Source organism: Pedobacter sp. CAN_A7, assembly GCF_015752175.1.
Classification (GTDB): Bacteria; Bacteroidota; Bacteroidia; order Sphingobacteriales; family Sphingobacteriaceae; genus Pedobacter.
Genome location: NZ_JADOUW010000002.1, coordinates 1,158,467 through 1,175,959, shown reverse-complemented (window position 1 = coordinate 1,175,959; position 17,493 = coordinate 1,158,467). Strand labels below are relative to the sequence as shown.

Below are 17,493 nucleotides of genomic sequence, written 5' to 3'. Positions count from 1 at the left end.
TTAATTAAATCCGCCTAATTGTTGTGCAATACTAAAGGTAAAGGCTTGTTTACCACCATCGGTTACTCCAGGGATGGCATCAAACGCATGACCGTAATCAATACCTAACATACCAAATATCGGTAAAAATATCCTTGCGCCAATACCCGCTGATCTTCTCACGTTAAACGGGTTGTAATCTTTAAACGAGTTCCAGGTGTTACCTGCTTCACCGAAGCCTACAATATAAGCAGTTGCCTGCTGACTTGCAATAACCGGATACCTTAACTCTAAGACATACTTAGTGAAAATTGGGCTACCAGAGTTTTGCGCAATGTATGGATCTGCACCAACTGGAATAACCACATTGTTAGCATAACCACGCATCTTGATCAACTCAGATCCTTGTAGGAAGTCAAAACCTTGCATCCCATCACCACCTAATTTGAAACGCTCAAATGCAGATTGGCCAACAGCTTGATTATAGGTTCCTAAGAAACCGAATTGTGCTTGCGACATTAACACCAATTTACCTGCAATCCTTTGAAACCACTGTCCTTCTAACTTCCATTTATGATATTCTGTAAACTTATAACGCTCTTTATCGGGCGCTGTTGCGTAGTTGATATCATTAAATAATGAATATGGTGGTGTAGCCTGTACGGTAAACTTAAAATATGAACCTCCGGTAGGGAAAATAGGTGAATCTCTCGAATCTCTACTTAGTTCCTGTGTTAAGTTAAAGTTGTATGAAGTACCGGTGCTAAACTTGTATCCAGGGTAATTTTGCAGGATGTATTGTTGAGCATTAATGGAATGTGTTAATTGGAAATAGTTATCTGGCCAGTTCAAACGTTTACCTAAACTTACGGTTACCCCATTTAAACGGATCTTCATGAAACGTGAGTCAGCTTCATCAACACCATAATAACCAACTCCACCATTTGACGACAGGGAAGTAAAGGCACTAACCCCAAAACTGATTGGTTTTTTACCACCTAACCAAGGCTCAGAGAACGAGAAACTGTAAGATTGATACTGCTTACCATTTGTTTGTCCACGTAAACTTAATTTCTGCCCGTCACCTTTAGGAAGCGGTTTGTACGCTTTCAGGTTAAACAGGTTCCTTAACGAGAAGTTATTGAAAGTTAAACCTAATGTTCCGATGATACGGCCACCACCAAAACCACCTGATAATTCGATCTGGTCAGAAGGTTTCTCCTCCACAGCATATTCGATATCAACGGTACCATCCGAAGGATTTGGTTTTGGCGTAGGAACAGTTTTAGTCTCATCAAAGTTGCCTAACTGCCCAATCTCTCTAACCGTACGAACTAATAATTCTTTCGAAAATTTATCACCCGGTTTAGTCCTGATCTCTCTTAACACCACACGGTCGTTAGTAATGGTATTTCCTTTTACTGTAATTCTGTTATTCGTATACTGAGGCCCTTCATAAATACGCATTTCTAAATCAACCGTATCACCATGTATTTTAGTTTGAACAGGATCTACGTTGAATGTTAAATAACCATCATTTAAATAGATACTTGATACATCGTCGCTTCCGCCGTTACCTCTTAATCTTCGCTCTAGTTTTTCTTCACTGAAGACTTCCCCTTTTTCGATACCTAATACCCTGGTCAAATCTTTGGTTGCATACTTCGCATTTCCAGACCAGGTAATATCTCCAAAGAAATATTTAGGACCTTCAAAAACGTCCATGTGAATACCTACAGCTTTATCACTGTAACGGTATACACTATCGTTAATAATGGCTGCATCACGGTAACCCGCTTCATGCATTTTAGAAACCATTTTAAGCTTATCCTCGTCATATTTTGTCTGGTTGAATTTACCAGAACCAAATACTTTATAGAAAGCTTGTTGTTTCGTTTTCTTCAGGTACTTGCGCAATTTGGCATCTGAAAACACCTCGTTACCAGTAAAATTAATTTCATGGACTTTCACCTTACGGCCACGGTCTACATTTACCTGTAAAACCACACTATTATCCTGACTAGGATCAGGGATGGTTTTAAAATCTACTTTAGTAAAAAAGTAGCCTTTTTCACTCAGGTATTTTGTGATCGTATTGGTTGTGGTGTTATATAAGTTCTCATTAACAACAGTTTTACCTGTTCTGGCGTTAAGCATCTCGGTCAGGTCAGTCTTTTGCGACTTACTTACCCCAAGCAGCTCAAATGAACTCAGGCGCGAACGTTCTGTCACACCGATCTCAAAATAAACGGTATCACCATCCAGTTTACTCACGTCAAGTCTAACATCGTCAAACAAGCCCTGAGCCCACAGGTTTTTAATGGCATTTCCAGTAGCTTCACCAGGAAGAGTAATGGTTTCCCCTTTAATCAATTTAGATAAAGTGATAATCACTTCCTTATCTAAATGTTTAACCCCTACTAAGGTGGTTCCCCCAATGATATAATCTTTAGGGCTAAAATAATCCATGTTCAAACCTTGAACTTTCAACGTTGGTGTTGCGGGGTTGGAAGGTGGACGTGTGATCTGTGCCATTGTTGGTAACCCAAACAATAACAATAATATAAGTTGGTATATTCTTTTCATTACAATCTTAAAATCGTCGCTAAGTTAATTTAAACACATGTTAAAAAGTGTTAAAACTAAAATTAGTTCAACTGCTCACTAATTTTACCAAAGCGTCTTTCGCGTTTTTGATAGTCTACAATTGCTTCAAACAGGTCTTCCTGTCTGAAATCAGGCCATAGGGTTTCGGTGAAGTATAACTCCGTATAAGCCATTTGCCAAAGTAGGAAATTGCTAATTCGGTGCTCTCCACTGGTCCTGATAATTAGTTCCGGATCGGGCATATCGCTGGTTGTCAGCTGGGCAGAGAAATCTTCTTCTTTAATATCACTGATATTAATTTTTTGATCTACTGCTAATTGGGCAAGTTTTTTCGCTGCTTCTGTAATCTCCCATCGGGCACTATAACTTAACGCTAAGGTGAGGGTACATCGTGTGTTTTGTGCAGTTTTGTCCATCGCACTTTTTAAGTCGTCAATGCATTTTTGCGGCAATGAGGAGATATCACCGATAGCATTCAAGCGGATGTTATTTTTCGTTAATCTTGGTGTTTCCTGATTAATGGTTGATATAAATATCTCCATTAATGCATTTACTTCCTCCACCGGGCGGTTCCAGTTTTCGGTAGAAAAGGTATATATCGTCAGGTATTTAATACCGATATCTGCGCATCCTTCTACAATATCCTTCACCGACAGCACACCGTTCTCATGACCAAAAACCCTGAACTTTCCTTGATTTTTGGCCCACCGGCCGTTACCGTCCATGATGATGGCTATGTGTTCAGGTAAACGCGTAAGGTCAATTTGTTCTTTAAATCCCATCTAACATTATGAAAATGATCCTAAAAAGTAAAACATTTTAGGCCCACAAAGGTAAAATTTTCTATGATTAATAACTTATTTATATGCAATTCAATGCTAAAAGGTCCAACAGTCTTTGCATGGAAACGTATAAGATAGGCCCACCTGCGAAAACATGTAGGTATCAGACTTCCGAGAATCTCCTCGTTGTGCACCAAAGCTACGGTTATCCAGGGCTGGGTTAGCCAGATACTCCCGCATGAGGTTACCATCAGTGATGCCGTGATATACACCACTTACATCGTCCATATAGTCGGTAAAGGTAGATCGGTAGCCAATGTTGGCCAGGAGGGTAAGGTTGGACTTCAGTTTAAATTTCACACCGGCACCGTAAGGAATGGTAAAGGAGTAATTCCGGTAAGGAAAGTATTGATCTTCTGTCCGGTATAACCTTAAGTAATACACCTCATCATCAACTTTACGTTTAGGATTGAAAAGTACTCCTCCAATTCCGGCATAAACATATGGCGTAAACCTTTTTCTGCCCCCACCCGCAAAATATTCCATAAAATTAAAATCAACAATTGCTGCTATTTCATGAAGCGGGGTATAAAATTTTAAATTACGCTGTTGAAAATCTGCCTGACTTGATTTTGCATCGTCGGCAGTAATACGGCCATAAGTATAATGTATCCCTAGTGACCAGTATGGATCCAGATTTAGTTTGACGAAACCACCTGCGGCTTCACCACTTATTTTAAAAGGATGGTCAGGATTTAAATCTCCCATGTAAGCTGTGCCACCGGCAGTTAAGCCTATTTCCAGATTTTGTGCCTGGCTAACAGGCATACCCATAAAGTTCAGTCCGGTTAGCGCCAGCAAGAATAGCAGTCCGTTTCTTAATTTCATACTAATAGTTACGTGTGTCAATACCCCAGAGTAATTTGCTCCTTAAGGTAGTTAAATAACTTTCCTTATTCAAACGGATTAAATTTACACCGAAATTTGCTTTACGTAAGTGGATTTTAACCGTACGATCTACCGTTTCCGTGCGCGAATCGCAGGAAACCAGAAACTTGGAACTCCTGGCTTCCACCTCAAAAGTCAGGGAAACATTGTCGGGAATAATCAAGGGGCGAACATTCAAGTTATGCGGAGCGACTGGAGTGATGACAAAACTTTGAGAGCTTGGAAAAATAATTGGTCCACCGCAGCTTAAAGAATAGGCCGTAGACCCGGTGGGGGTGGCCATAATTAAACCATCGGCCCAATAAGAATTTACGAATTCATCATCCATATACGCATGGATAATCATCATGGCCGAATTATCACGACGGTGAATGGTGATGTCGTTTAAAGCGAAATTTTCGTCGCCAAATAAGTTATTTTCTGATTTCAGGCTTAGCAAACTGCGCCTATCCAGGGTATACTGGTTATTCAAAAGGGCCTGTATAGCCCCTTTAATTTCTTCTTTTTTAACACTGGCCAGAAAGCCCAGGCGCCCAAAATTAATTCCGATCACAGGTATGCCCGAATCCCGAACCAATGATAAGGTATCAAGCAAGGTGCCATCGCCACCCAGGCTAAGTAAAACATCTGCCTGGCCAACCAATTCTACATTGTTACTGAATGTAACATAGCCCGCAGGTAATTTAACCTTGTCGTTAATAAATTGATGGTACTTTTCGAAGATGATGGTTTGAACCTTAAAATGTTCCAGTACATTAAAAACTTCCTGAACATAAGGCAAAACGGTGTTATTAAACTCCCTACCGTAAATTGCAATTTTCATTTATACGTTTAAGTAATTCATAAAAGAATTAAACCTGTCTTCGGTTCCCTGATCTGTTGCGGTACTGTTAAAAACAGCTTTAACCTGATAATCATAGCGTTCAAAAGAAGCAATAATACCAGATAACTCCGTTTTATTAATTTTCAAGGTGACTTCCAGTTTAGTGGAATCTGGAAAGGACTGTATATAGGATGATAAGATCTGTGCATTGTCTGCTTCCACAATCTGCGCCATGTGCGACAAGGAATTGTTGCGGTTACTTATTTCCAGAACAATAATACCTCCGGGATCTTTTACGGCAAAAAGATCTGCTGTATAAGCCACAAGGCTATGTGAGGAGACAATGCCCAGGTAGTTTTTCTTATAATCCAACACTGGAACTATAGAAAGGTTCAATTGGTTAAACAAGCGTATCACATCGTAAACATGTGAATCAGGATAAACGAAAGAATTGAGAATGGTTAAAGATAACCCGCCCAAAAGCTGGTTACCATCACGAACTTCAATCAATTCATCTTCTGCAATCAACCCCAGGTATTGCTGATCTTCTAATATTGGCAAATGCGAAAGCTTAAAATCAGACAGACGCTCCAAGGCCCGCTGCACCGTGTCAGTGGTCCTTAATGGAGGGATCGTGTTCGATATTAAAGCAGATGCAAACATTATTTCAGTAAAATTCTATTTAAAAATTTATTCAGGTATTCGTTAAAAACCTCAGGCTGCTCCATCATCGGCGCATGCCCGCATTTATCTACCCAGTTCAATTCAGAGTTGGGTAGCAATTCATAAAATTCCTCCGCAACATCCGGCGGGGTTACTTTATCCTGTTTACCCCAAATTAAGGATACAGGTATGGTAATTCTGCTCAGGTCTTTAGACATGTTGTGGCGGATAGCAGACTTCGCCATGGCTAAGATTCTAATTACCCGGCTACGTTCATTAACCGTTTTAAAAACTTCATCTACCAATTCTTTAGTGGCCGTTGCCGGATCATAGAAGGTATCTGCGGTTTTTTCTTTTATGTATTCATAACTTCCACGTTTAGGGAAACTCCCACCAAACGCATTCTCATATAAACCAGAGCTGCCTGTTAACACCAACGCTTTTACATTTTCCTGGTGTGCAGCTGTTAATACTAATCCAACATGTCCACCCAGTGAATTTCCTATTAAAACCACTTGATTCAGTTTTTTAAACTTTAAAAACCGATGAACATATTTCGCTAAACTTTTCACCCCTAATGTTAATAAAGGCAATTCATATATTGGTAAAATTGGCACTAAAACACGATAGCGATCTTTAAAGTAATCTATCGTAGCTTCCCAATTGCTCAACTCACCCATTAAACCATGAAGTAATACCAGTGTTTCACCCTCGCCTGCCTCTATATATTTGTACCCATTATCTTCTATTACTTCGTATTTCATTTTATGTTTTTGGATGTGCTACTAAGTTAGTAGACATAAGTTAATTTAAGGCAGTTTAGCAGCACTTTTTTCAAAATAACAACTACTTACCTTATCAGCACAATTTATGCCAATTGCGATTTAACGATCTCAGCAATGAGTTTACCATCGGCCTTACCGGCAAGGTCTTTATTGGCCAGGCCAACAACTTTACCCATATCTTTCATCGAACTTGCTCCCGTTTCGGCAACGATCTTCGCAATGATTGCTTCCACTTCTGCTCTTTCCAATTGCTTAGGTAAAAAGTTCGAAATCACTTCAATTTCTTCCTCCTCCACCACGGCAAGATCTGCGCGGCCTTGCTGGTTATAAATATCTGCAGATTCCTTACGTTGTTTAATCAGCTTCTGCAAAATCTTCATTTCCGTATCTTCGGTCATTTCATCAGCAGAGCCTTTTTCAGTTTTCGCTAATAATAAAGCCGCTTTTATTGCTCTTAAACCTCTTAATTTACTTTGGTTTTTTGCAAGCATCGCTTGCTTTATTTCCTGATCTATAGTATTTGATATCATCATTTTAGTTTTTATTGGTAATTGTTGCTGTGGCTTGTGCACTTGGCATAATCAGCATGTCATTAATATTTACGTGTGCCGGACGGCTTACTACAAACCAAATCGCATCGGCTATATCTTCAGCCATTAAAGGCAATAGTCCCTGGTAAACTTTCTTTGCACGATCTTCATCGCCTTTAAAACGAACCAACGAAAACTCGGTTTCTACCATACCTGGATTAATGGCGGTCACCTTGATATGGTGCGGAAGTAAATCAATACGCATGCCTTTGTTTAATGCATCGACCGCATGTTTAGTGGCACAATATACATTTCCATTAGGGTAAACCTCTTTTCCGGCAATGGATCCAATGTTAATAATATGCCCACTTTGAAAAGGAATCATCCAGTTAGAAACAATTTTAGACACATACAGCAGTCCTTTAACATTGGTGTCAATCATGGTATCCCAATCGTCCGTATCTCCTTTATCAATAGGATCCAGGCCCTGACTCAGTCCGGCATTGTTAACCAACACATCAACTTTCTTCCATTCGGTTGGAATCCCTTCCAGTACAGCAGTTAAGGTGACTTTATCCCTTACATCTGCAACAAGTGGCAGCACCTGAATAGCATGAGTGGCGGTTAAGGTAGTAGAGAGTTTCTCCAGTCGTTCAGAACGCCTTCCCAGAAGAATAAGCTGGTATCCCTGCTGTGCAAAGAGATTGGCGCATGCTTCACCGATGCCGGAAGTTGCTCCTGTGATTAACGCAATTTTTGAGATCATGTGCTACAAAATTATCTCGCAAAAATAAGATTTTTTACCCGCTAACTTTACTGTATATATAAACTAAATGTAACGTTACGGAGCATTAATTTATCTATTGGCCTGGAGAAAGCCGTATTTTCATGTTTTAATACATCCCCAAAAGAGGACGCGTATTTCACTTCTGGCGACAATTTAAAATGCTCAAAATGAATGTCTATCCCTAAACCAGCCTCATAAGAAAAGAAAGCTTTTTTATTCCTTAACAACTTTTCAAAGGCCACTTTTTCTGCATCTTCCCCTTGTCCTGAAGAGTTTAGGTTGATGGAATATTTGCTGCCAGCCACAACATACATGGCAAAATTCTTGCGGCGATCTGACTGTAGTTTAACCGCCAAAGGCAAGTCGACCACAGCCGCGCGCACCATTTTTTTAATTTCATAAGCCGGAGGTACAAAACCACCTGATTGCTGATACTGGTAGGTTAACATGCGGTCGTTTAACACAAAAGTCGGACTTAGCCGAAGTTCCACCTGTTTGTGGAGACTGGTTAACAAAGCCAAACCCACGCCAAATCCAGGGTTAACCTCCGCCGTAATTCCATTTAATCCGGTAGTCACCTGCCCCTGCTGGTCAAAAAACGGAATTTGCCAATCCTGCATCTTAAACACCTTGTATTGCGAGGCATGGTATTGCAGGGTGTAAGCAAATTTAACGCCCTCCCCCTCCTGATCCCAGCCCCAGTTTTGTGCCTTTGCAGAAAATATTACGAAAAAGATGACACATACCAGGAGGAGCAGTTTTTTTATCATTTTTAGAGGTTTATTTAATACCCGTGTAAATGGAACAAATACCAAAGGTTAATGAAATATGCTTGGTGGTTTTAAAACCTACTTTGTTCATTAATGCTGTAAAAGCTGTTCCATCAGGAAAAGCTGCTACAGATTCTGGAAGATAAGTATAAGCCCTGGAATCTTTAGAAAATAGTTTTCCAAAAACCGGTAAAATATGTTGAAAATAAAAGTTATACCCTTGTTTAACCGGAAATTTCTGTGGCTTGGAGAACTCCAAAATCACGATTTTTCCTTTTGGTTTCAGTACGCGGAACATATCCGACAGACCTTTTTCCAAATTCTCATAGTTACGTACCCCAAAAGCTACCGTAACAGCGTCAAATTGGTTATCACTAAATTGTAATTTCTCTGAATCCCCTATTTTTACAGTAAAAACACCGCCAAGCTTTCGCTCATCGATCTTTTTTTGCGCCTCGGCCAGCATGCCTGCAGAAATATCAACCCCTACTATTTTTGTAGGCTGAAGTATTTTTATCGCCTCAAAGGCAAAGTCGCCTGTACCGGTCGCCACATCAAGTATCGACTGTGGCTTCATGGCTTTAAGCTCCCCTATGGCCTTCTTACGCCATATAATATCAATTCCTAAGGAAAGAAAATGGTTAAGAAAATCGTAAGTTTTAGAAATATTATTAAACATATCCGCTACTTGTTCTTTCTTAGTAGCCGATGCCGATTGGTATGGTGTTATTTTTTCATTCATGGTTGTGCCGCAAAGATAAGTATTGTTGAAAACTAATTTTCTACCTTTGCAAAATGATTATAAAATCAGCAACTTTTATTTGTAGCAATACAAAGCTTGCCCCTCTACCGGTAGCAAATATGCCGGAATATGCGTTTATCGGGCGTTCCAACGTCGGAAAGTCTTCTTTAATAAACATGTTGGTTAACCAGCATGGATTGGCTAAAACATCTCAAAGACCGGGTAAAACCCAGTTAATCAACCATTTTTTAATCAATGAGAAATGGTATATCGTCGATTTACCAGGATATGGTTATGCTAAGGTATCTAAAAGCAGCCGCGAGAAATGGGAGAAATTTATTCGTAACTACATCACCAAAAGAGAAAGTCTCCAATGCGTATTCGTATTAGTAGATAGCCGTCTGGAGCCTCAAAAGATCGATATTGAGTTCTGCTGCTGGCTTGGCGAGTGCCAGGTTCCCTTTGCATTGATCTTTACTAAGGCCGACAAACAATCGGCTGTAAAAACAGATCAAAATGTGGCGATGTTCAAAAAAGCTTTAGCAGGCTGGTTTGAAGAAATCCCTCCTTATGTCGTAAGTTCTGCTGAGAAAGGCCAGGGCCGTGATGAGGTATTGAAATTTATTGACGATGTAAATAAAGATTTCGTGATGCCTATCCTGCCACCGAAAGAAAAAGATACCCCTGAGTATTAATTACCTTCCTAGTAAAAATCAATGAAGAAATATTTTTCGCTCGTACTTTTTGCACATTCCATCTTTGCCATGCCCTTTGCCATGATTGGCTTTTTTCTGGGTGTAACCACTACCGATAAACCTTTTAACTGGTTGCTGTTGGTTTTAGTGGTGCTATGTATGGTGTTTGCTCGCAATGCCGCCATGGCCTTTAACCGCTATCTGGACCGGAACATTGACGCCAAAAACCCGCGAACGAGCATGCGGGATATTCCGGCTGGAAAAATATCCGCATCATCGGCCCTGACCTTTGTGGTCATTAACTGCCTATTGTTTGTGGCAACAACGGCCTTTATCAACAACCTGTGTTTATACCTGTCGCCAGTAGCCTTGTTCGTTGTCTTATTTTATAGTTACACCAAACGTTTCACCGCATTATGCCATATGGTGCTGGGCCTTGGCCTGGCGCTTGCCCCCATTGGGGCCTATATTGCAGTAACCGGGCAATTTGGTATTGTTCCTGTACTTTACTCTTTCGCTGTATTTTTCTGGTCAAGTGGTTTTGATATCATTTACGCCCTGCAAGATGAGGGTTTTGATAAAGAAGAAAAACTACATTCCATACCTGCTGCACTAGGCACAAAAGGTGCCTTAAATTTATCGGTATTCCTGCATGTACTGTCGGCTTTATGTGTCATCACCACCCTGTTTTTTATTCCATTTACCTGGATCTATTATCTGGGTATCGCTTTTTTCTGCGGCATGCTTACCTACCAGCATTTGTTGGTAAAACCTAACGACATTAGCAAGGTTAACAAAGCCTTTGCTACCACCAATGGTTATGCCTCGGTGGTTTTTGCCCTTTGTTTTTTAATAGACGCTTTATTCAGAACTCATTTTTAACTCAACACCCATGATCGATTTAACCATACCTAAAAAGAAAAGGAATTATATTCCTCAACAACTGGACATGAAATGGGACAATCTGGCCCCAATATTCGAAGAATTGCTGGCGCGTCAAATTGATGATGTAGCCGCTTTGGAAACCTGGTTAAAAGATAAAAGTGAACTGGAGTCAGCTCTGGAAGAAGATTTCGCCTGGCGCTATATAAAAATGACCTGTGATACGGCAAATGAACAGCTGGTTAAAGACTTCCAATATTTCGCGACAGAAATAGATCCTAAAACAGCACCCTTCAACAACCAGTTAAATCAAAAACTGGTTGCCAGTGCCTATATCGATCAATTAGATCAGGAAAAATACTTTGTTTACCTGCGTGGCATTAGAAAAGAACTGGAAATTTATCGCGAAGAAAACATCGAGTTATTTACCAAACTGCAGGTTACCCAACAGCGTTATCAATCCATTACCGGTGCGATGAGCGTGGTGATCAATGAGCAGGAATATACACTGGAGCAAGCGGCTAACTTTTTAAAAGACATTAACCGCTCTCTTCGCCAGGAGGCTTGGGAAACCATACAACAACGCCGTTTAGTCGATAAAGACAACCTGAACATCCTTTTTGATGAGTTAATTGTGATGAGAAACGAGGTTGCCTTAAACGCAGGTTTTGAAAATTACCGCGACTATATGTTCCAGGCCATGGGCAGGTTCGACTATACCCCACAAGATTGTTATGAATTCCATGAAGCGGTGGAAAAAGAAATTGTACCTATCTTAAAAGAGCAAGCCGATATCCGTGCCGAGCTTTTAGGACTGGAACTGCTAAAACCATGGGACCAGGAGGTAAGTACTACGGGCAAACCAGCATTAAAACCTTTTAAAAACGGTCAGGAACTCATTGATAAAAGCATCGCTTGTTTTAATGCCATTGATCCTAAACTAGGGCAAATGTTGGCCATTATGAAGGAAAATAACCTTTTTGATGTCGAAAGTCGTAAAGGCAAGGCCCCGGGTGGTTACAATTACCCCCTTGCTGAAACCGGAGCACCTTTTATTTTCATGAACTCGGCAAACTCACTCAGGGATTTGACCACCATGGTACACGAAGGTGGTCATGCGGTACACACCTTTTTAACTGCTAAATTAGAACTTAACGATTTTAAACACTGTCCCTCTGAAGTGGCTGAATTGGCCTCCATGAGTATGGAGCTCCTATCTATGGATCACTGGCACCTATATTTCGATAACGAAGAAGATTTAATACGTGCTAAAAAAGAACAGTTGTTTGATGTGTTGAAAACCTTACAGTGGGTAGCAGTGATCGACAAATTTCAACACTGGTTATACACGAATATTGGCCATAATGCGGCCGATAGAGAAGAAGCGTTTAAACAGATTTACACTTCTTTTGGGGCAGGTTTTTCTGACTGGGAAGGTCAGGAAGCTGAATTTGCCAACATCTGGCAAAAACAACTGCACCTTTTTGAAGTGCCTTTCTACTATATCGAATATGGTATTGCACAATTAGGTGCCATTGCCATTTGGAAAAACTTTAAAGAAAACCCTGATCAAGCCTTGCAACAATACCTGGATGCGCTTGCTTTAGGTTACACCAAACCTATTAATGAAATTTATAAAACTGCGGGAATTAAGTTTGATTTTAGCGTAGATTACATTAAAGAGCTTGCTGCCTTTGTAAAAAACGAATTGGACAAACTCGCATAGTTTGGCTACAATTTTTTATGTTTGATAAAACTAACTGAAAAAACTTATATATGCTCCAACAGCTATTCCGAAAAAAATCCATTTCCAAAATACTTGCGGATGCAGAAAAAGGATATGGAGACCACCACCCTTCGCTAAGTAAAACACTTGGTGTTAGAGATTTAACCGCTTTCGGTATAGCTGCAATCATTGGCGCCGGTATTTTTAGCACCATTGGTAAGGCAAGTGCAGACGGTGGTCCGGCAGTCATATTTTTATTCATCTTCACCGCTCTGGCCTGTAGCTTTGCAGCTTTTGCCTATGCAGAATTTGCATCCATGGTTCCCGTTTCCGGAAGTGCCTACACCTATTCTTATGTGGCTTTCGGCGAACTCGTAGCCTGGATTATCGGCTGGTCCCTCATCATGGAATACGCCATCGGTAACATTACGGTAGCCATTTCCTGGTCTGATTATTTTACGGGTCTGCTCTCCTCCATCCGGATTCCAGCATTAGACATCAACGGAATACATTTACCCGATTGGATGACGATGGATTACCTGACCGCCTTTAATGGCCATAAACATGCCGAAGCCCTGGTCAATGCAGGAAAAAGTTTTGCCAACCTTGACGAAGCTACCCGTATAGCCAATAACGCATGGATCACCGCACCAAAGATAGGTAACTTTCATGTGGTGGCCGATCTTCCTGCCCTGGGCATTATTATTTTTATTACCTGGCTGGTTTACCGCGGCATGAAAGAATCAAGAAATGCCAGTAATGCCATGGTCATCGTTAAATTAGCTGTTATTTTACTGGTCCTATCCGTAGGGATTTTTTATGTAGATACCGATAACTGGAACCCTTTTGCACCAAACGGGGTAAGTGGCGTGCTTAAAGGAGTTTCTGCGGTGTTTTTTGCGTATATCGGCTTCGATGCCATTTCTACAACGGCCGAAGAGTGTAAAGACCCTCAACGTGATTTACCAAGGGCCATGATGTGGGCCATTATTATCTGTACCATTTTATACGTATGTATTGCCCTGGTATTAACGGGTATGGTTAACTATAGCTTATTGGCAGTGGGTGACCCTCTGGCCTTTGTATTCGACCAGGTAGATTTGAAAATGATGAGTGGTATTATTGCCGTGAGTGCTGTTTTTGCCATGGCCAGTGTGTTATTGGTTTTCCAAATGGGACAACCGAGAATCTGGATGAGCATGAGCCGCGACGGACTTTTACCTAAATCCTTCTCCAAAATTCACCCAAAATACAAAACACCTTCTTTTGCAACTATTGTGGTGGGCTTTGTAGTAGCTGTACCTTCCTTGTTTATGAACCTGACCATCGTAACGGACCTTTGTTCCATAGGCACGCTGTTTGCCTTTGTATTGGTGTGTACTGGGGTATTGGTGTTGCAAAACAAACCTGATATACAACGTGGGAAATTTAAAATTCCTTATGCCAATTCAAAATACATCATCCCTTTATTATTTGTCATTTTACTGGTATTAGCCTTTACGAAGTACAAAACAGAAAGTACCAACTTTGTCTTTAACACCACTAAAATCTACGACCCGGTAAGTTTCCTGACTTCTTTAAATGATACGGAACTTAATGCAGTGCAAAATCAAATCACCGCAGAACAGCAGTTAGCCAATAGCACAGTGATTAACCCAGATGCGGAAGCTTATTTAGGCAGCCTGAGTGAAGCAGATTACCAAAAATTCATCGATAACAGCACCGTCGATGCAGAAAAGAAATACGATAGTGGCTGGAGCTTATTTGCACATAAAATACCCATGTGGATATTCCTGATCCTTTGTGTGGTAATTTGTTATTATTGTGTGGTCAAAAACCTCAGTCTGATTCCAGTACTAGGTTTACTGAGCTGTTTATACATGATGTGTGAACTGGGCATTTCCAACTGGGTAGGCTTTGGTATCTGGTTATTAATTGGCCTGGTCGTCTATTTCCTGTATGGTTATAAACACAGCAAGCTGAACGCCATCAATCAGCCAGACTATAAATAATTAACACAAATACTTAACTGCCGTATCTCGATGTTAAGAAAGTAATCGTTTCCTTCATCACCTCCATGAGTTTATCTTCATGGAGGTCTTGTAGTTTTTTAACGTAAATACAAGCCTTCCCCATTTTAAATTTCCCCATTCCTTCCAGCAAAGGCTTGTGTTCTTCCAGTCCGGTAAAAACGTATAACGAAATTGCTGTTTTGCGCGGCGAAAAACCTATTAAAGGGGCATCGCCTTCATGGCCGCTATCATATTTATAATGATAACTTCCAAAACCAATAATACTTGGTCCCCACATTTTAGGCTCCTGTGCCGTAACAGTTTTCATCATTTTGATGAGCTCGTCACTATCCTTACGCTGTTGTTCGTTTTCTACAGCCGCTATAAATTCGGCAACCGAAGCCGAAGTTTCCATTGTTTTGTTTGTTGCCATGTTTAACTTTTCTTGTATTTATCATGTAGCCCAACTCCTTGCAATATCAACGGGATCATTTTTTCCAGCCTGGCCTTTTTGGTGTCTTCGCGTTTCGCAGTATCCAGGTGTTCGATGTAGTCTTTTTGTTTATATGGCGTAAGCAGCTCAAAAGCATCCTTCAGCGCTTGATCTTCCACAAAAGCGGCCGATAATAATGCAGGAATCTGAGCAGGCTCCGCTTTCTGTGGTTTCCATATGCGCCCCTGTTCTTCGTTTTGTATGGCTTCACGCACATATTCTAATATCAGACTTTCATTAATCTGCTCTTTAACATAGAATTGCCATTTCCTTAGGGCCTTGGTTTTTCCTTCCTGCGAGCACAGGAGGACCTGGTGTACATCTTTCAGAAAAACGCCGTTATAAAACCATAAAGCAACAAAATTCTTGAATCCGGCAACGCCAACAATATTCTTTCCCTGGTGGGTATACACTTCCGTACCCCATTTAATGGTTTCAGTGAGGCCACTTTTTAAGATGATCGACTTCAGTAATGACAATTCTTCGGCAAATTTTGGTACTGTTTCTTTCATATGTGATTATACCCTCGGAGATTTATCCAGGGGCACCTGCCACCTGAAACCGACGAGCATAAATTTAAACAATATTCTGTTGCTTTAGAAGAATATCGTCTCCTACTTTTAAGTTACGGGTGCCTGATCATCAAACGTTATTAAAGTCAAAACCCCGGAACCAACTTTATAGGTTCCAGGGTTCATGACCAGGTAATTGTGTGTATTATTTTATAAATGGTTTTACAATAGCCAATACTGCTTCTGCCGTTAAGGGCTCATCAAAAGCTTCGGTTGCCGCATTTGTTGAAATTTTTCCCATCACTCCCATCAGTTGGGTAATATCAACACCCCCTTGCGTTTTATTATCCTCCCCTGCATAAATCGGATCAACCACAGCGCCAATTCCGCTGTCATTCGCACCAGTAATCCAGGGTTTCATGCTGGCAGCGCCTCCTCCTCTCGCACGTCGCATTTGTCGCAAGTGTGCGGCATGGCGTGCTTCAACAGAGTGAATATTTAAAGCGGCAGTCAACACATCTTTATTGCCTTTTAATCCACCAGCCTGACCTTTATATGCCCTTACACCGGTATCTTCAAAAGCCTGTGCTACGGCCAGGAAAGTATCATAGTTACTGAACACGTTAGCAAATGTACCACCAGCAGTAAAATCAAATGTAGGTTTAGCTACCGCACCTGCGCCAATGGCAGTTTTTAGAAAAGCAACATGCTGGTTTTCATGATCACGTATAGTAGTTATAGCCGTCAAAGCCGGACCCGAAGGAATCAAACCAGCAGTAGCCACGGCCATAGTATAAAATTCAGCTTCCAGGTATTCGAGCGTGAGTGCAAAATTCAGAATGCCTTTTACATCACTCGGTGCCTGCCCATAAGCTTTATTAAAAAAACTACCCAGGGCAAAGGGCATTGCCGCAACACTTACCTTGGTTCCAAAATTAAGGAATTGTTTTAATGCCGCCCGCCTAGGATTTAAACGATCGTGAATTTCCTGATCCACCGATTCAATATTATCAATAATGTTAAATAAATTCATTTTCGTAAGTTTAGTAGGTAGGTAAATCTTTTACGTTAATTTTGGTTTTAATATAAGTAGAAGCGATTTTTAGCACCGCAACAGGACTTCTGGAGGTATCAAGTCCATTGGCATCCACCACCGAATTGTCGGCAAAAGAGCCATTACTGATTAAATCGCGGATCAGGGCAGCATGCCTGGCTTCTACAGATACAATCTTTCCAGCTAAAGCAAGGTATTTAACATCCTCAATTAAACGCCCTGCACCATTATAGGCTGAAACCCCTAAATCCTCAAAAGCTTTAGCTGTTGCTAACACACTGTCTCTGCTTGAAAAGTTAATCGAAGAAAAGTCAACCTCCAAGGAAGTAATCGCCTTATCAGCAATCGCCGCCTTAAAAAACTCACGGTGTGCAATCTCATGGTCGCGGATATCGGTTAGGTAGCCCTGTTCCAGTGTTGACATGCCACTATAAGGCGATGCCATTACCTGCGTGTAAAATGCAGCTTCAAGCTGTTCCAACGCATAAGCATAGTTAAGTACAGCAATATCGCCTCTTCCAAAATAGACTCCATCATTATCGTGTAGTCCGTCATCATCTTTTTTACATCCAGCCATGGCTAAAGCAGTCACTGCAACGCCGGCTCCGGCATACCTTAAAAAGGAGCGTCTTTTAAAAACGCTATGCTCGGTGTCTTTCATCATTTTTTCCATTGTTAATCGAGTTTTTTGTAGATTGATATA

The 17,493-nt window shown here is 40.8% G+C and carries 18 protein-coding genes; 4 read left to right on the top strand and 14 right to left on the bottom strand.

Translation table 11 applies throughout. The annotated features are described in order from the left end of the window. From bamA to ubiE, 10 genes are all read right to left on the bottom strand, one after another. Positions 1 to 2,565 carry an outer membrane protein assembly factor BamA gene (bamA, locus tag IWX76_RS11205; protein ID WP_334641748.1) on the bottom strand — a complete coding sequence of 855 codons (2,565 nt, stop codon included), beginning with the start codon at positions 2,563 to 2,565 and terminating at the stop codon, positions 1 to 3. Between the two features lie 62 nt (positions 2,566 to 2,627). Then, on the bottom strand, positions 2,628 to 3,368 hold the full coding sequence (locus tag IWX76_RS11200) for an isoprenyl transferase (protein ID WP_196859965.1): 741 nt from the start codon (positions 3,366 to 3,368) through the stop codon (positions 2,628 to 2,630). 96 nt (positions 3,369 to 3,464) lie between these two features. Continuing rightward, complete coding sequence (locus IWX76_RS11195) at positions 3,465 to 4,256, bottom strand: type IX secretion system protein PorG (RefSeq protein WP_196859964.1); 792 nt, start codon at positions 4,254 to 4,256, stop codon at positions 3,465 to 3,467. A gap of 1 nt (position 4,257) precedes the next feature. Next, a complete protein-coding gene (locus IWX76_RS11190) occupies positions 4,258 to 5,139 on the bottom strand; it encodes an NAD kinase (protein WP_196859963.1) in 882 nt (293 codons plus the stop codon). Continuing rightward, positions 5,140 to 5,802 carry a CBS domain-containing protein gene (locus IWX76_RS11185; RefSeq protein ID WP_196859962.1) on the bottom strand — a complete coding sequence of 221 codons (663 nt, stop codon included), beginning with the start codon at positions 5,800 to 5,802 and terminating at the stop codon, positions 5,140 to 5,142. It abuts the gene before it with no gap. After that, a complete protein-coding gene (locus IWX76_RS11180) occupies positions 5,802 to 6,566 on the bottom strand; it encodes an alpha/beta fold hydrolase (RefSeq protein WP_196859961.1) in 765 nt (254 codons plus the stop codon). The genes IWX76_RS11185 and IWX76_RS11180 overlap by 1 nt, the downstream gene beginning before the upstream one ends. A 104-nt stretch (positions 6,567 to 6,670) precedes the next feature. Further along, entirely contained in the window at positions 6,671 to 7,117 is a 447-nt protein-coding gene (locus IWX76_RS11175; RefSeq protein ID WP_196860069.1) for a GatB/YqeY domain-containing protein, read from the bottom strand. A gap of 4 nt (positions 7,118 to 7,121) precedes the next feature. Beyond that, the gene (locus IWX76_RS11170; RefSeq protein WP_442952257.1) at positions 7,122 to 7,880 is read right to left on the bottom strand and encodes an SDR family oxidoreductase; all 759 of its coding nucleotides are present in this window, start codon (positions 7,878 to 7,880) and stop codon (positions 7,122 to 7,124) included. A gap of 50 nt (positions 7,881 to 7,930) precedes the next feature. Next, entirely contained in the window at positions 7,931 to 8,674 is a 744-nt protein-coding gene (gene porT / locus IWX76_RS11165) for a type IX secretion/gliding motility protein PorT/SprT (RefSeq protein ID WP_196859959.1), read from the bottom strand. 10 nt (positions 8,675 to 8,684) lie between these two features. Continuing rightward, positions 8,685 to 9,416 (bottom strand): bifunctional demethylmenaquinone methyltransferase/2-methoxy-6-polyprenyl-1,4-benzoquinol methylase UbiE, encoded by a 732-nt coding sequence (ubiE, locus tag IWX76_RS11160; RefSeq protein ID WP_196859958.1) that lies wholly within the window; start codon positions 9,414 to 9,416, stop codon positions 8,685 to 8,687. A gap of 53 nt (positions 9,417 to 9,469) precedes the next feature. Between ubiE and yihA the strand changes: the two genes are divergently transcribed. From yihA to IWX76_RS11140, 4 genes are read left to right on the top strand one after another with little or no spacing between them, the layout of a single operon-like run. After that, on the top strand, positions 9,470 to 10,111 hold the full coding sequence (yihA, locus tag IWX76_RS11155; protein ID WP_196859957.1) for a ribosome biogenesis GTP-binding protein YihA/YsxC: 642 nt from the start codon (positions 9,470 to 9,472) through the stop codon (positions 10,109 to 10,111). A 21-nt stretch (positions 10,112 to 10,132) separates the two neighbouring features. Then, a complete protein-coding gene (locus IWX76_RS11150; protein WP_196859956.1) occupies positions 10,133 to 10,993 on the top strand; it encodes a UbiA-like polyprenyltransferase in 861 nt (286 codons plus the stop codon). Positions 10,994 to 11,003: 10 nt separating this feature from the next. Continuing rightward, positions 11,004 to 12,719 carry a M3 family oligoendopeptidase gene (locus IWX76_RS11145; protein WP_196859955.1) on the top strand — a complete coding sequence of 572 codons (1,716 nt, stop codon included), beginning with the start codon at positions 11,004 to 11,006 and terminating at the stop codon, positions 12,717 to 12,719. A 50-nt stretch (positions 12,720 to 12,769) separates the two neighbouring features. After that, complete coding sequence (locus tag IWX76_RS11140; RefSeq protein WP_196859954.1) at positions 12,770 to 14,731, top strand: amino acid permease; 1,962 nt, start codon at positions 12,770 to 12,772, stop codon at positions 14,729 to 14,731. A gap of 13 nt (positions 14,732 to 14,744) precedes the next feature. On the opposite strand, the gene IWX76_RS11135 is transcribed toward IWX76_RS11140, so the two are convergent. The 4 genes from IWX76_RS11135 to IWX76_RS11120 form a co-directional block, all read right to left on the bottom strand. Continuing rightward, the gene (locus IWX76_RS11135) at positions 14,745 to 15,164 is read right to left on the bottom strand and encodes a DUF1801 domain-containing protein (RefSeq protein WP_196859953.1); all 420 of its coding nucleotides are present in this window, start codon (positions 15,162 to 15,164) and stop codon (positions 14,745 to 14,747) included. A 2-nt stretch (positions 15,165 to 15,166) separates the two neighbouring features. Beyond that, the gene (locus IWX76_RS11130; protein WP_196859952.1) at positions 15,167 to 15,736 is read right to left on the bottom strand and encodes a YdeI/OmpD-associated family protein; all 570 of its coding nucleotides are present in this window, start codon (positions 15,734 to 15,736) and stop codon (positions 15,167 to 15,169) included. Between the two features lie 205 nt (positions 15,737 to 15,941). Next, positions 15,942 to 16,769, bottom strand: a complete 828-nt coding sequence (locus IWX76_RS11125; RefSeq protein WP_196859951.1) for a ferritin-like domain-containing protein — start codon at positions 16,767 to 16,769, stop codon at positions 15,942 to 15,944. Positions 16,770 to 16,779: 10 nt separating this feature from the next. After that, entirely contained in the window at positions 16,780 to 17,454 is a 675-nt protein-coding gene (locus IWX76_RS11120; protein WP_334641743.1) for a ferritin-like domain-containing protein, read from the bottom strand. Positions 17,455 to 17,493: the final 39 nt, after the last annotated feature.

Bases quoted from the DNA above. Each gene is read 5' to 3' on its own strand.
- IWX76_RS11130 (WP_196859952.1), bottom strand. From the start codon at position 15,736: ATGAAAGAAACAGTACCAAAATTTGCCGAAGAATTGTCATTACTGAAG.
- porT (WP_196859959.1), bottom strand. From the start codon at position 8,674: ATGATAAAAAAACTGCTCCTCCTGGTATGTGTCATCTTTTTCGTAATA.
- yihA (WP_196859957.1), top strand. From the start codon at position 9,470: ATGATTATAAAATCAGCAACTTTTATTTGTAGCAATACAAAGCTTGCC.
- IWX76_RS11145 (WP_196859955.1), top strand. From the start codon at position 11,004: ATGATCGATTTAACCATACCTAAAAAGAAAAGGAATTATATTCCTCAA.
- IWX76_RS11175 (WP_196860069.1), bottom strand. From the start codon at position 7,117: ATGATATCAAATACTATAGATCAGGAAATAAAGCAAGCGATGCTTGCA.
- IWX76_RS11200 (WP_196859965.1), bottom strand. From the start codon at position 3,368: ATGGGATTTAAAGAACAAATTGACCTTACGCGTTTACCTGAACACATA.
- ubiE (WP_196859958.1), bottom strand. From the start codon at position 9,416: ATGAATGAAAAAATAACACCATACCAATCGGCATCGGCTACTAAGAAA.
- bamA (WP_334641748.1), bottom strand. From the start codon at position 2,565: ATGAAAAGAATATACCAACTTATATTATTGTTATTGTTTGGGTTACCA.
- IWX76_RS11195 (WP_196859964.1), bottom strand. From the start codon at position 4,256: ATGAAATTAAGAAACGGACTGCTATTCTTGCTGGCGCTAACCGGACTG.
- IWX76_RS11150 (WP_196859956.1), top strand. From the start codon at position 10,133: ATGAAGAAATATTTTTCGCTCGTACTTTTTGCACATTCCATCTTTGCC.
- IWX76_RS11180 (WP_196859961.1), bottom strand. From the start codon at position 6,566: ATGAAATACGAAGTAATAGAAGATAATGGGTACAAATATATAGAGGCA.
- IWX76_RS11185 (WP_196859962.1), bottom strand. From the start codon at position 5,802: ATGTTTGCATCTGCTTTAATATCGAACACGATCCCTCCATTAAGGACC.
- IWX76_RS11190 (WP_196859963.1), bottom strand. From the start codon at position 5,139: ATGAAAATTGCAATTTACGGTAGGGAGTTTAATAACACCGTTTTGCCT.
- IWX76_RS11140 (WP_196859954.1), top strand. From the start codon at position 12,770: ATGCTCCAACAGCTATTCCGAAAAAAATCCATTTCCAAAATACTTGCG.
- IWX76_RS11125 (WP_196859951.1), bottom strand. From the start codon at position 16,769: ATGAATTTATTTAACATTATTGATAATATTGAATCGGTGGATCAGGAA.
- IWX76_RS11135 (WP_196859953.1), bottom strand. From the start codon at position 15,164: ATGGCAACAAACAAAACAATGGAAACTTCGGCTTCGGTTGCCGAATTT.
- IWX76_RS11120 (WP_334641743.1), bottom strand. From the start codon at position 17,454: ATGATGAAAGACACCGAGCATAGCGTTTTTAAAAGACGCTCCTTTTTA.